Source organism: Roseovarius sp. THAF27, from assembly GCF_009363655.1.
In the GTDB taxonomy this organism is placed as follows: domain Bacteria; phylum Pseudomonadota; class Alphaproteobacteria; order Rhodobacterales; family Rhodobacteraceae; genus Roseovarius.
Genome location: NZ_CP045393.1, coordinates 755,287 through 769,112, shown reverse-complemented (window position 1 = coordinate 769,112; position 13,826 = coordinate 755,287). Strand labels below are relative to the sequence as shown.

At 66.2% G+C, this 13,826-nt stretch carries 13 protein-coding genes; 4 read left to right on the top strand and 9 right to left on the bottom strand.

The features are described from left to right. Positions 1-117: 117 nt before the first annotated feature. From FIU89_RS03935 to FIU89_RS03920, 4 genes are all read right to left on the bottom strand, one after another. Entirely contained in the window at positions 118-1,455 is a 1,338-nt protein-coding gene (locus tag FIU89_RS03935; protein WP_152491384.1) for an acyltransferase, read from the bottom strand. 143 nt (positions 1,456-1,598) lie between these two features. Continuing rightward, positions 1,599-2,837, bottom strand: coding sequence for a sigma-54 dependent transcriptional regulator (locus FIU89_RS03930; RefSeq protein ID WP_152491383.1), 1,239 nt, complete (start codon positions 2,835-2,837; stop codon positions 1,599-1,601). Next, on the bottom strand, positions 2,834-4,582 hold the full coding sequence (locus FIU89_RS03925; protein ID WP_152491382.1) for an ATP-binding protein: 1,749 nt from the start codon (positions 4,580-4,582) through the stop codon (positions 2,834-2,836). Before FIU89_RS03925 ends, FIU89_RS03930 begins: the two co-directional genes overlap by 4 nt. Positions 4,583-4,638: 56 nt before the next feature. Then, on the bottom strand, positions 4,639-5,361 hold the full coding sequence (locus tag FIU89_RS03920) for an ATP-binding protein (protein WP_152491381.1): 723 nt from the start codon (positions 5,359-5,361) through the stop codon (positions 4,639-4,641). Positions 5,362-5,564: 203 nt separating this feature from the next. Between FIU89_RS03920 and FIU89_RS03915 the strand changes: the two genes are divergently transcribed. The 4 genes from FIU89_RS03915 (at position 5,565) to FIU89_RS03900 (ending at position 8,818) form a co-directional block, all read left to right on the top strand. Continuing rightward, positions 5,565-6,251 (top strand): response regulator, encoded by a 687-nt coding sequence (locus tag FIU89_RS03915; RefSeq protein WP_172978019.1) that lies wholly within the window; start codon positions 5,565-5,567, stop codon positions 6,249-6,251. A 75-nt stretch (positions 6,252-6,326) separates the two neighbouring features. Continuing rightward, positions 6,327-6,887, top strand: a complete 561-nt coding sequence (locus tag FIU89_RS03910; protein ID WP_152491379.1) for a thioredoxin family protein — start codon at positions 6,327-6,329, stop codon at positions 6,885-6,887. Positions 6,888-6,956: 69 nt separating this feature from the next. Further along, a complete protein-coding gene (locus tag FIU89_RS03905; RefSeq protein WP_152491378.1) occupies positions 6,957-7,871 on the top strand; it encodes an MBL fold metallo-hydrolase in 915 nt (304 codons plus the stop codon). Then, a complete protein-coding gene (locus FIU89_RS03900; protein ID WP_152491377.1) occupies positions 7,871-8,818 on the top strand; it encodes an MBL fold metallo-hydrolase in 948 nt (315 codons plus the stop codon). Before FIU89_RS03905 ends, FIU89_RS03900 begins: the two co-directional genes overlap by 1 nt. 3 nt (positions 8,819-8,821) lie before the next feature. On the opposite strand, the gene FIU89_RS03895 is transcribed toward FIU89_RS03900, so the two are convergent. The 5 genes from FIU89_RS03895 to FIU89_RS03875 form a co-directional block, all read right to left on the bottom strand. After that, positions 8,822-9,868, bottom strand: a complete 1,047-nt coding sequence (locus tag FIU89_RS03895; protein ID WP_152491376.1) for a YeeE/YedE family protein — start codon at positions 9,866-9,868, stop codon at positions 8,822-8,824. Positions 9,869-10,075: 207 nt separating this feature from the next. Continuing rightward, positions 10,076-11,293: a 5-aminolevulinate synthase gene (hemA, locus tag FIU89_RS03890; RefSeq protein ID WP_152491375.1), complete on the bottom strand. Its 1,218-nt coding sequence runs from the start codon at positions 11,291-11,293 to the stop codon at positions 10,076-10,078. Next, entirely contained in the window at positions 11,293-11,724 is a 432-nt protein-coding gene (locus tag FIU89_RS03885; protein ID WP_152491374.1) for a DUF302 domain-containing protein, read from the bottom strand. The genes hemA and FIU89_RS03885 overlap by 1 nt, the downstream gene beginning before the upstream one ends. A gap of 88 nt (positions 11,725-11,812) precedes the next feature. Continuing rightward, a complete protein-coding gene (locus tag FIU89_RS03880; RefSeq protein WP_152491373.1) occupies positions 11,813-13,078 on the bottom strand; it encodes an NAD(P)/FAD-dependent oxidoreductase in 1,266 nt (421 codons plus the stop codon). 29 nt (positions 13,079-13,107) lie between these two features. Then, positions 13,108-13,824: a c-type cytochrome gene (locus FIU89_RS03875; RefSeq protein ID WP_152491372.1), complete on the bottom strand. Its 717-nt coding sequence runs from the start codon at positions 13,822-13,824 to the stop codon at positions 13,108-13,110. Between the last annotated feature and the right edge of the window lie 2 nt (positions 13,825-13,826).

The window sequence follows — 13,826 nt, the reverse complement described above, 5'->3', positions numbered from 1 at the left end:
GTGCATTAAGGCTTTCGAATCGCTGTGAGCCGCGTCACCCGCGAAAGGTCTGTGCGGATTCCCGCACGCGCCTCGCCTCTGCTGTGCGGATTTTCGCACAATTCGGTGAAGCGGCGTTCAGACCGCCCTGCCGGGCCAGCGCCGCGTCGCCACCAGGACACCGAGGACGACAAGCCCCACGGCCAGCCAGTTGACGCCGGTGATATTGTCCGCGCCAAGCCCGACCATGGCCATGACGACAAGCCCGGCGCAGGTCATCAGGGCGCCCAGCATGGCGAGGATCGGACCGGGCCGACCGGCGGGTTTGGTGCGGCTGCCGGCCTCGAACCGCACGAAGACCAGGACGAGAGGCAACAGAACGACGCTGAAGAGCGCCAACCAGACGGGCCGCATGGCCCACCAAGCGCTGCTGCCCGGCGGCTCTTGCAGGCCGACGCCGCCCAACAACACGGCGATGCCCACGACGATGATCAGCGCCGTCATGTGCCACAGGTAGATCGACATGATCATCTGATTGAAGAGGATCACCAACGCCCAGGGCCGCGTGCGCTGCAGCCAGGCCTGCGCGAGGTCGGTGAAAAGCAGGATCGCGCCGATCTGCATGGCCCCCACGGCCAGCATCGCGGTGGTGGGCGGGCGCGTGTTGGACATCTCGGCGTCCGGCACGCTGACCATGGCGACGGGGTATCCGAACTGCACGATCAGAACGTAGAGCCACGAGACACCCAAGGCGATGAAGCCCAGCGCCCATGTCTTGGGCCGCGCGGCGCGGCGCCACCAGTACCCAAGCTGGTGCACCGCCAGCCAGACGAAGCCGTAGTTGGCCCAGCGCAGCCAGCCCTGATCGAGACCGAAGGCGATGGCGTCCACGGCGATGGCACCGAGGACCAGCAGGAGGACCGACAGGACACCGATGCGATCCCACAGCGCGACGGTGACCGGCACGGCCATGGTGATGACGATGTAGACGGCCAGAAACCAGACCGGCACCAATGCAGCCTGCGAGGCAAAACCGATCAGATCTGGCGAGACGCCCATGGCGCGCGCGATCACTCCGCCAGCGGCCCAGGCCAGAACCACGGGAACGGTCGGTTTCAGAAGGCGCGACAGGCGCGTGGCGGCCCAGGCGCGCTTCGTTTCCGGGTCCTTCTGGGCGGAGTCCCATGACAGGCTGTTGGAAAATCCGCCGACGAAGAAGAAGACCGGCATCACCTGGAAGAGCCAGGTGGCGTAATGGGTCCAGCGTTGTTCGGCCAACAGGATCACCAGCGTCACCTCGCCGTCGCGCATGACGGCGGCGACCAGCAGCCAATGACCGAGGATCACGAAACTGATCGCGATGGCCCGGTAAAGATCGACGGCGCGGTTGCGGGTGTCGGGCGTGCGCTCGGCGGCCCAGCGGGCGGCGGCCATCAGGCCCTTGGGCATCTTGTCGGGGGGTGTCGGGGTGGTCATGGGGTCTGCCTGCTCTGCCGTCTTTCGCCCGCGATCTGGTGCAGCGTGGCGTGTCGCAGGAGCCTAAGGTCTTTCATCTGTGCGCGGAATCACCGTTTGCCGATCCGGGCACCAAGGCCCGGGTCTGTGGCACGGATGCCGCGTCAGCCCTCGCCGCGGCGGTAGTCCTCGGGCTTTATCCCGTAGCGGGCGAGCTTGTCGTAGAACGTCTTGCGCGGCAGCTTCAGCGCCTTTGCGGCCTCGGAGGCGCGTCCGTTCTGGCGCCCCAGCGCCGCGATCAGCAGCGACCGCTCGACCTGCGCCATCTGCTCGGACAGGCCCAGGTCGGCCGCGCGGGTGACCTCGTCGGGCATGCCGAGGACGAAACGCATGGCGGCACTCATGAGCGAGCGTGCGTTGCCGGGCCAGTCCTGCGCCATCAGGCGGGCCAGGTGATCGGGGGCGATATCGGGCGCGGCGATGCCGGATTGCTCGGCGGCCTGGGCCACGTAGTGGCGGAACAGCACCGGGATATCCTCGGGCCGCTCGGAAAGGGCCGGGATGCGCACGGGCGCCACGTCGAGCCGGTAGTAAAGCTCCGGGTAGAACCGCCCGTCCTGGGCGGTCCTGGCGAGATCGGTGGTGGTTCCGGCGATCAGCCGCGCCTCGGCCCCGTCCTCGAGCCGATCGAGAAGCGCGTGCTGCGATGGCGGCGGCAGGGCGGTGATCTCCTCGATGAAGAGACTGCCGCCCCGGGCGGCGGCCAGCGCCTCGTCGAGCGCGTCGACATCCAGCGCCGCCGCGGGCTGCTTGACGTAGGGCCCCCGCCCCGCCGGCGTCATCAGGTGCAGCACCTCGGCCACCTTCGAGATGCCGGCGCCGGGCGGGCCGCTGACCAGAACGTCGGTGCCCATGGCCGCCACGCGGCGCACGCGTTCGCGCAGGTCCTCGGCCAGTTTCGATGTCCCGAAAAGCATCCGCGCCGCCGCATCGCCGGTTTCCAGCTGGCGCTTCAGCCGCCGGTTTTCCAGCACCAGCGCCCGGGTCTGCAGGGCGCGGGTCAGCACGGGCAGCAGGGCGTCGGGCGCACAGGGCTTTTCCAGGAAATCGAACGCCCCCTTGCCCATCGCGCGGACCGCCATGGGAATGTCGCCTTCGCCGGTCAGCAGGATGACGGGCAGGTCGGCATCGGTCTTGCGAGTATGTTCCAGCAGGTAGAAGCCATCGCGGCCCGGCATCCGGATATCCGACAGGATGACGCCGGGAAAGTCCGGCGTGATATGGTCCTTGGCCTCGATGAAGGACCCGGCGACACGCGGCGCAAGGTCATGCAGTTCCAGCGTCTGGGCCAGCGCCTCGCGCACGGCGGCGTCATCGTCGACGATCAGGACATCGGTGCTCATGCCGCCACCTCTTCCTGCCAGGGATCCAGTTCGATGCGAAAGATCGCGCCGCCATCGGGCGCGTTGCTGCCGCTGATACGCCCGCCGAAACTTTCGACCAGGCCGTAGGAAATCGAGAGGCCAAGGCCAAGGCCATCCTCGCCGCCCACCTCCTTGGTGGTGTAGAACGGCTCGAATATCTTGGCGGGGTCCGAAATGCCGGGGCCGGTGTCGCGCACGGTCACCGTCGGACGGGCACCGGGGACGAGAGAGATCTCGATGCGCTTGCGGGCCTGTCCCGCCATGGCATCGACGGCATTGTTGATCAGGTTCACGAAGACCTGGCCAAGGCGGACCTCGCCGGCGCGGACGTGCACGGAGATGGCCGGACGCCGCCAGTCGAGCGACACGTTTTCCTGCGCGAGCCTTTGTTCGGTCAGTTCCACCGCGGTGTCGATCACGGCGCCAAGATCGACCTTGCCCGCCGGCTCCGCCTCGTTCCGGGCGAAGGCGCGCAGGTTCTTGATGATCCGCGCGGCCCGCGCCGCAAGGTCCGCTATGCGGGTCATGTTGGCCCGCGCCGGCCGCGTCTTGCCCGCGTCGAGGAAGGCCGCGCCATTGTCGGCAAATTGCTGGATCGCCATCAGCGGCTGGTTCAGTTCGTGGCTGATCCCCGCGGACATCTGGCCCAGGGCATTCAGCTTGCCGGCCTGCACAAGCTCTTCCTGGGCACGGGTCAGGGCCGCCTCGGCCTCCTTGCGTTCTGCCACTTCGCGGCGCAGCGCGGCGTTGGCCTGCGACAGTTCCGCGGTGCGGTCGGCGACACGGGTTTCAAGCTGTGCGTTGGCGATGCTCAGGGTCCGGCGCCGTTCGGCCAGGAGCAGCAGCACGGCTCCGAAGGCGAGGCAGATGGCGGCGAACACCGCCGCCTGCAGGTTTGCGACCCGCGCGGCGGCGGCGACGTCCATCAGCGCGTGGCCGGTCATGCCGATCACCGGCTTCGGGCTGGCCAGGTGCAGGGCGCGCTCGGGCAGGTAGGCCCCCTGGGACAGGTCCCAGATTTCGGCGAGCCGGCGCTCCGGTGCGCCGACCGGCGCGTCGCTGTCGGGCGAGACCAGCCCGACCGAGCCGGGCGACAGGCGCCATCCGATGATCTCGGCACGGTTGGACAGGAACACCCGCCCGTCAATGTCGGTGAAGAACACAACCGGCTGCCCCCCGATCCAGCCCCACTCGATTTCGGAGATGTCGACCACGACGATGAGGCTGCCGCGGATCGCGCCCGCGCCGGAAAAGGACGGGGCGGCATAGGCGTAGACGCGGCGCCCCTCGGGGCCGAGCCGGCCGAAGAACGAGCCCAAGGCCCCCTGCATCGCGCGTCGGAAATAGGCACTGCCCTGCGGGTTCAGTGTAACCGCGCCGGCCTGCGCCAGGACGGCGCCGGTCGCGTCAGTGAAGATCAGGCCGGCGGCGCCGCTCTTGTCCACGGCCGCCTGCAGCAGTCGGGTCGCCGCGGGCAGGTCGCGCCCGGCGCCGGTCAGCGCGGCCAGGGTCGGATGATCGGACATCAGGACCGCAAGTTCGCGATAGCGCCGCATCTCGCCGGTGAAGCGGTCGGCGGCGAGCGCGAGGTCGGCGCGCCCCTGCTTGGCCAGCTGCGTCAGCCCCTGGGAATAGCCGTAGCGCCAGACCCCGCCGGCCGCCGCAGCGACGGCGAGCAGGAACAGGACGATGACCAGCCAACGGGCGCGAAGGAGCGACAACATGGCAAGGTGATAGCAAGCCGGCGGCCCGATTGGCCAGACAAAGCGTGCGGCGCGGTCTAGGCCGGGGCGGTCGCCAGCGGCAGGTCGAAGCGCAGGCACAGCCCGCGGGGCGCGTCGGTGGGACCGACGGCGATCTCGCCGCCGAGGCTGCGCACGACTTTGCGCGCGATGGCGAGGCCCACGCCGGCATGGCCTGTTTCGCTTTTGGGGCGAAGGGTGGAGAGCGGTTTGAAGATCGTCTCGTACTGTTCGGGCGATATGCCGGGGCCGTCATCGGCCACGGTGACGTGAATCCGCCCCAGGCCCGGCGCGGCCGTGACGCGCAGCTTGCCGAAATCGCGGTCGTGATGGACCGCGGCATTGCCCAACACCGCGTCGAAGAGCCTGATCAGATCGTTCGCGGGCCCCAGAACGAAGACATCGTTGCAGGCTATGTCGCACGAGAGCCTGGGCGTGGCAGGCAAACGCGCGCAGGCCTCGGTGACGAGAGCCTGAAGGTCGTGGGCAGCAGGCGGATCGGCCCGCCGGCGCACGCGGGACAGCTCGGTCAGTGCGGTCATCGCATCATCCAACCTGTGCGCGTAGTCCCGCATCATGTCGATGTTTTCGCGCGTATCGGCGGGGATGGCGACGCCCTGGCTGGCCAGATCCTCGTCGATCCAGTCCGGAATGGTGCGCATGGCGCGGGCAAACGCCTTGAGGTCGTGGGTCACGATATAAAGCAGGTCCTCCGCCTCGCGGACCGTACCGAGCGGATCGTCTGGGAGGTCTTTCGACACGATTGCCCACTTTCCTCGTTCTCATGCAGGTGAGCAGCGACATTGCCACAGTGGACTTTCCATTTCGTGAACGGTGCCGGGGCCGCGGCGCCGCAATCGTTAAAATCAGCGATACAGCCCGGTCCACGAGTAACGCTCCGGTAACGATCGCGCGGGTAGCGTGGGGCCAGGTATCCAGGACGTTTGAGTTAGAAAGGTGCACCATGGCCTCTGTTTCTCCGATCCCGACCGAGACAATGGTCGCTCAGGCGCTTCCCGTGCCCGGCTTGCACGGCGCCCGGCGCGGCGATTGTTTCGATGTTCTGATTCTGGACGACGACCCGTTCGACCAGAAACGGCTGACGCGCTCGCTGGAATCGACGGGCCTGCCCGTCAACGCCGTCACCGCGGCCTCGATCAACGAGTTTTCCGCGGCGCTGGATGCGGACAGTTTCGATGTTGTCCTGATCGACTATCTTCTGCCGGACAGCGATGGCCTGGCGGCGCAGAGGATGGTGCAGAATCACCCGAAGAATTTCGCGGCGGCCGTGGTGATGATGTCGAACCGGATGCGCACCGATGTGGCGATCGAGTCGATCAAGCAGGGATCGCTGGATTGCCTGGACAAGGTCGAGCTCGATACCGACAGGCTGCGCGAGCTGATGATGGCGTCGGTCAAGTTTCTGGCCGAGACCTCGCGCCACTGGATCGGCGAATTGCTGGCGAAGCAACGGGTGATGATCGCGCAGGACGTGGCGAAACTCGTTCGCGACGAAATGGAGTTCGGACGCCTGATCGACACGATCGACAAGCGCATTCTCGACATGCTCGCGGCGCGCGGGCTGACCCAGCCGGACCGCTGGGATGCCGATGGCATGAACGATCCCGACCCGCCCTTCGTCTTTCGCTGAGTGCGGCGCATCCACCCCGTTGCCTCGACGCCGCGGTTGGGCGAGACTGTCCCCGCCACAGCTTCGGAGGACGACATGGCCGCGAACACCCCGCCCGTATGTGACTTCCACTGGCCTGCGCCGGATTTCGATCTGCCCGGGACGGACGGATTGCGTTACACGCTGCATGACGTGTCCGGCCCGCGCGGCACGCTGATCATGTTCATCTGCAACCATTGTCCCTATGTCCTGGCGGTGCTGGACCGGATCAAGCGGGACGCCAGGGAGTTGCAGGCGCGCGGCATCGGCGTGGCCGCCATATGCTCCAACGATGCCGAAGCCTATCCCGACGACAGCTTCGAGAACATGGTCAGGATGGCAGAGAAAGAAGACCTGCCCTTCCCCTATTTGCATGACGAGGATCAGTCGGCGGCGCGGGCGTATCACGCCGCCTGCACGCCGGACTTCTTCGGGTTCGATGCCAAGGGCGGGCTGCAATATCGCGGTCGGCTGGATGCGTCGCGCATGTCGCCCGCGCCCGAGGACGCGCCACGGGAACTTTTCGAGGCGATGAAACAGGTCGCGGACACCGGCGAAGGCCCGCGCGACCAGGTCGCATCGGTCGGCTGTTCGATCAAGTGGAAACCGGCCGCCTGACACCGCGGCGCTTGCGCTGCGCCCAACATTCGCACATATTCCTATAAGAGAATTTCTGGGAGGAATATCATGCGACTGACCCGACGCCACCTGATGGCGACCGGCGCCGCCCTGCCCCTGGCGGCAGCACTGCCGCGCTGGAGCCTGGCGGACATGTCCCTTGGCGATGCGACGGTCACGACCGTCAGCGACGGCCACCTCGTGCTGCCGGGCGACTTCCTGTTCGAGCCGATGCCGCAGGAGGAATTGCAGAAAGTCCTGGAGGCCACCGGCCAGAGCCGCGACGAGCTGCGCCCCGAATGCAACCTGACGCTTTACCGCGACGGCACCAACACCGTGCTGTTTGATGCCGGCGCCGGGTCGAACTTCATGCCCAGCGCGGGCGAGTTGCCAGCGAGCCTGGAGGCTGCGGGCCTTGCCCCGGAGGATATCACCCACGTGGTGTTCACCCACGCGCATCCCGATCACATCTGGGGCGTTCTGGACGATTTCGGAGATCCGCTGTTCTCCAACGCCGTCTACATGATGGGCCGCACCGAGTGGGATTACTGGTGGGACCCCGAGACCGTGAACACCATCGACGAGGCGCGCGCCGCCTTCGCCGTGGGCGCCAAGAACCGGATGGAGGCGATCGAGGACGTCGTCGAGTTCTTCGATGACGGACAGGAAGTCTTGCCCGGTATCGCGGCGGTCTCGACCCCCGGTCACACACCGGGCCATATGAGTTTCGAACTGCGTCGCGGCAGCGAGGCGGCAATGGTCATCGGCGACGCGATCGTTAACCACCACGTCGCCTTCGCCCGGCCCGACTGGCCCAGCGGATCGGACCAGGACCCGGACTTGGCCGTGGCGACCCGCAAGACGCTGTTCGACCGGCTGACCGCCGACGACATGACCCTGATCGGGTTCCACCTGCCGGGCGGCGGCGTGGGCCGGGCGGAAACATCCGGGACCGGCTATCGTTTCGTCGGAAAGGATGCGTGATGCGCGTCCTGACAGCCTGTCTTGTCGCCCTCGGCACGGCCCCCGCGCTGGCCGATGAAAACATACCCGATCAGTATCCCGGCTCGCCGCTTTATTCCAAGCCGGTCGAGGTGATCCCGCATGTCTGGTCGGCCATCGGTGCCACCGCGCCGCCGACCTATGAAAACACCGGGCATAACAACAACCTGAGCTTCATCGTCACCGGCGATGGCGTTGTCGTGGTGAATGGCGGGGCCGCCTATGTGTTGGCCGAGGCCCTGCACGACGAGATCAAGCGCATCACCGATCAGCCGGTGAAGCTGGTGATCAACGAGAACGGCCAGGGCCACGCGATGCTGGGCAATGCCTATTGGGCCGAACAGGGCGTACCGATCCTGGCGCATGTGGATGCCGCCGAGGAGTTCGAGGAATACGGCGCCCAGATCCTGCGGCGGATGGAGGAGTATAACCGCGACAAGGCCGAGGGCACGGTGCTGGCCGGGCCCACCGAGACGTTCGAGGACAAGAAGATCATCGAGTTGGGCGATTTCCGGATCGAGGTCTTGCACCTGGGGCCGGCGCACAGCCCCGGCGATATCTCGGTCTGGTTGCCCGAGCAGGGCCTGGTGATCGCGGGCGACATGGCGTTTCACGAACGGATGCTGCCGATCTTCGACGATACGATCACGAAGGACTGGCTGGAAACATGGGAGACCGCGTTCGAGCCGCTGGAGGCGACGTATGTGATCCCCGGCCACGGGCACCCGACCAACATGGCGCAGGTGCGGCGATACACGCGTGACTACCTGATTTACCTGCGGGAAAAGGTGGGCGCCCATCTGGAGGAAGGCGGCAGCTTGGCCGATGCCTACTACGTCGACCAGACGCCATACAAACATCTGCATACATATGAGGAACTGGCAACCAAGAATGCGGGCCGGGTCTTTGAGCAGATGGAGTTCGAGTAGGGCTTACTCGGCAGGAACGGCGACACCGCGCGGCGCGAGGACGCCGCGGGCCACAACCGCGCCAAGCACGATGAATCCGAGCGCCAGCAGGGCGGCGATGCTGAGGTTCGCGCCGCCGCTGAGGCCCGCGCCGATGGTGCAGCCACCGGCCAGCACGCCGCCGAAGCCCATCAGCACCGCGCCCGCGCTGTAGCGCAGCGTTTGCACGGGGGACCCGAAGCTTTGCAGGGCCAGTTCGCCGCGCGCGGCGGCGCTGAGGAAGCTGCCGACGATGACCCCGCCGATCACACCGACGCCGAAGCCCGCGGGCACGGCGGTGGAGGCGATGGCGTAGAACAGTGTGTCGGTCCATGGCAGGGTGAAGGCCATCGACTGGACGGGCAGCGGGTCGAAATCATCCAGCAGCAGCACCGAGGTTCCGGCCCAGCCCGCGACGACCACGAGGCCGATCACCGCGCCCATGACAAGGTGCAGGACGCGGGCGCCGGAGCGGTGCGCGAGCAGGACTGCGACGGCCAGCAACCCCAGTGCCACGGCGGGCGCCACGCCGGGAATAGACGCGAGGCTGCCGATGCCGAAGTCATACTGGATCGCACCGAGGGAAGTGCGCAGAGGGGCCAGAACGCCCTTGAGCGTTGCGTGGGCGACGATGGCGAAAAGCGCAATGACGCTGACCGCGCGCAGGTTGCCCGTGCCGGCAAGCACGGTCAGGCGGGACATGCAGCCGCGTGTGAGCACCATGCCGATGCCGAAAGCGAGCCCGCCCAGGGCGATCGCTGCGACCGGCACGCTGCTGGAGAGGTAGCGGTGGTCGCCAAGCTCGACCCAGCCCATGACCCCGGCCAGGGCCATGCCGCCGATGGCCACGGCAAGCGCGACCAGCCAGACCGAGAGCGCCGAGCGGTCCACGCCGTTTTCACCCGCCACGGCACGCCGCAGACAAAAGCGCGAGATCTGGGCGGCAACACCGAAGGCAAGGCCCAAGAGCGCGCCAAGCAGAAGATGCAGGGATTGCGCGGGCAGGTCGAACGGCAGGGAGTCGAGCAGCATGGGTCACGTCCTGATTCAGGTAATCCGTCCTTATCTGGTGTGATATCGCGCGAGTCAAAGCCCAGGGCGAAGAGCATTGTTCCGGCTTTGCCAGCAATGGCGAAACAACGTTCCGGAACGCGGAAAACGTTACAACGCCGGACCATCGGGGGACGGTCCGGCGAAACGGATTTTCCTATTTTTCGTGTGCGCGGAATATTTTTCCGATCACTGGGCCGCGATGGGCAGCCGGGCAAGCTGGCACTGCGCCCAGAGCTTTTCGAGGGCGCCGATCAGCCGCTCGACATCCTCGGCGGAGTGAACCGGAGAGGGCGTGATGCGCAGCCGTTCGGTGCCCTTGGGCACGGTCGGATAGTTGATCGGCTGAATGTAGATCCCGTGGTCGCGCATCAGGACGTCCGAGATGTATTTGCACTTGACCGGATCGCCCACCATCACCGGGATGATGTGGCTGGGGTTCTCGATATGCGGCAGGCCGATGGCGTCGAGCCGGGCACGCACTTCGGCCACGCGGGCCTGTTGCTGGCTGCGCTCCTCGCTGCTGTTCTTCAGGTGGCGCACAGCGGCGGCGGCGCCGGCTGCAACGCAGGGCGGCAGGGCGGTGGTGAAGATGAAACCCGAGGCGAAGGAGCGGACGAAATCGCACAGCTCGGTCGAGGCGGCGATATAGCCGCCCATGACGCCGAACGCCTTGCCCAGCGTGCCCTCGATCACGGTCAGGCGGTCCATTAGTCCCTCGCGCTCGGCGATACCACCGCCGCGCGGACCATACAGGCCGACGGCGTGCACCTCGTCGAGATAGGTCATGGCGCCGTATTTGTCCGCCAGATCGCAGATCTCCTTGATCGGGGCGATGTCGCCGTCCATCGAGTAGACGCTCTCGAAGGCGATCATCTTGGGCGCGTTGGCAGGAAGGGCCGCCAGCTTGGCCTCGAGATCGGCGAGGTCGTTGTGTTTCCAGATCACTTTCTGGGCGCGACTGTGACGGATGCCTTCGATCATCGAGGCGTGGTTGAGCGCGTCGGACAAGACCACCAGCCCCGGAATGCGCGACGCCAATGTGCCCAGCGCGGCCCAGTTCGAGACGTAGCCGGAGGTGAAGAGGAGCGCGCTGTCCTTGCCATGCAGATCGGCCAGTTCGGCCTCGAGCTGCACATGGGCGTGGGTGGTACCGGAAATGTTGCGCGTGCCCCCTGCCCCGGCGCCGGTGGTGTCGAGGGCATCGTGCATGGCCTCGAGCACGACCGGGTGCTGGCCCATGCCCAGATAATCGTTCGAACACCAGACAGTCACCGTTTCGGGGCCGTTATAGCAATTCGCCTGCGGAAACTGGCCGCGCCGCCGCTGCAGTTCGGCGAATTCGCGATAGTTGCCTTCGGCCCGCAACCCGTCGAGTTCGGAGCGGAAAAATTCCTGGTAGTTCATCAGTTCTCTGTCGCCTCTTTCACGATCTCGGCCAGCAGTGCCTCGACCTTTTCCATCGGACCATCAGGGTAGTCGCGGTAGCCTATCGTCACGGCACCCTCGGGATCCTCGGCCACGAAGATGCCGTAGGGGCAGTGCGCAAGGTTCATCGGGTCGGCCTCCATAACCTCGCGCGACACGACGGCCGAGCAGAAGATAAAAATGTCCGCTTCCTTGAAGATCAAGACATCGCTGCCGACGTCCTCGCCCGTGCGGTTGAGCATTTCGCCCACGTGGCTGACATAGTCGATCACCAGCCCCTGCCCCACTATCGCGGTCTCCACGGCAAAGGCCGCGTCATCGAAGGAACCCTCGTAGGCCGTGGTGATCGGGGCTTCGGCGTGGGCGGCGGTGGCAAAGGCCAGGGCAGCCGTCAGAATCACGGGTTTCATGGTCGGTCCTCCTCGGTGTCGGTTGGTTTTCGCACGGGGGCGCCGCCCCGGTCTTTGAGCGAGATCAAAGCCGGGACGGCGCGTTGGCTTAGCCGAACATGTCGGTGGTGATGCCGGTGTACCAGCCTTCGGACTCTTCGTAGGTCGCCTTGCGCAGGGCGGAATCCTCGCCGGTTTCGCTGATGAAGCCGTCGACCTTGGCGATTTTCTCTTCGGTTGCCTCGTAGGTCGCACCAACTTTGACGCCGTCATCGGTGGCGATGAGCGACCAGCAGGTATTCGAGAACTTGGCCGGGAACACCTTGGACCCGGTCAACGCGCCGCGCACGGCATTGGCGCAGACCTTGGCCTGGCTGTTGGCGGCGAAGCCCGATTTCGGCATGTCGCCCTGTGCCGCGGCGTCGCCCAGCACGTAGACATCCGCATCGGCCTTGGTGGACATGTCGGCGGCATTCACCGGCGCCCAGTTGCCATCGGTCACGCCCGCCATGTCGGCGATGCGGCCCGCTTTTTGCGCGGGGATGACGTTGCAGACGTCGACGCTGGTTTCCTCGCCGTCGATGGTGACGGTCATGTTCGCCGTGTCAACCGAGACGTTGCCGCCGCCGAACTCCTCGCCGATCCAGTCGACCATGCCGGGATAATGCTTGTTCCAGCCTTCCTGGAAGAGCGACATCTTGGAGAATTTGGGCTTGGGGTCCGCCACGATGATCTTGGCGGTCGGGTTGTTCTCCTTCATGAAATGCGCGACCATCGAGATGCGCTCGTAGGGGCCCGGGGGGCAGCGGTAGGGGTTCGGAGGGGCCACCATGGCAAACGTCCCGCCCTCTGGCATCGCCTCGAGCTGGGCGCGCAGGAGTTCGGATTGCGAGCCGGCCTTGTAGGCATGGGGCATGGCGTTCTGGGCGCTGATGTCCCAGCCTTCGACAGCGCCGTCGACGAAGTCGATGCCGGGGCTGAGGATCAGCTTGTCGTAAGGCAGCGTCGCGCCACCGGCGAGCGTCACGGTCTTGGCGTCGCGGTCGACATCGACGGCCCAGTCGTGGATCACGTTCACGCCGCTGGCGGCGATGGTGCCATAGGTGTGGCCGATATCGCTGATCTCCTTGAAGCCACCCAGATAGAGGTTGGAGAAGAAGCAGGTGAAGTAGGTGCGCGTCGGTTCGACCAGCGTGACGTCGATGGCGCCGTCGCTGTCCTTGGCGATGTAGCGCGCCGCCGTGGCGCCGCCCGCGCCGCCGCCGATCACGACGACGCGCGGCTTGCCCGCGCCCTGCGCCAGCACGTTCGGCGCCGCGAGCACTGTCGCGGCCGCGGCTGTCGTTCCGAGGAAAGTCCGTCTGTCGAGTGTCATGTTTAGTCCTCCCTAAGGTATTATTATCTTTATTGTTCCGTCAGTTGGCCGAAATAGGCGGCCAGTGCGGCGATCTCCTCATCGCCCAGGCGCCCGGCGACCATCTGCATCACCGGATGGTTGCGTTGCTTGTTCTTGTAGGCGTGCATGGCCACCACGAAGTCCTCCTCCGGCCAGAGCACGATAGACGGGATACCGTCATTGGCGCCACCGGCTTGATGGCAGGCGACGCATTCCCCGCTGAGATATTCGCCATATTCCGGGTCGCCCACAAGCGCGAGGATTTCTGGGGCGACGTCGTGGTCCATGCCCCGGATGGTCGGGTCCGCCTCGGGAATGTCGCGGGGGTTGTCGGAAAAGCGCCGCAGATAGGCGATCAGGTCCAGACGCTCTTGCGGGTCCTCGAGTCCGTCAAAGCTCATCCGTGTGCCCGACGCGATTGCGGCGGGATTTTCAAGGAACACGTCGAGTGTATCGGCGTGCCATTCCAGGCCGCCAGTGCCGGCGCGCTTGAAGCTCTCGGAATATGGAAAACCCTCTTGCGTGGCCGCTTTCCGGCCGAAAAGGCCGTTGAGGTGCGGACCGATGCCATGCTCGGCCCCCTTGCCCACCTGGTGACAGCCGGAGCAATATTGAAAGATTTCCTTGCCGGCCTCCGGGTCGCCCTCTTCCGCGACTGCGGGGATGGCGCAGGCCAGCAGGCCTGCCGCCAGTTTGAGGGAAAGAGCGCGCAGTCCGACCGGCATTC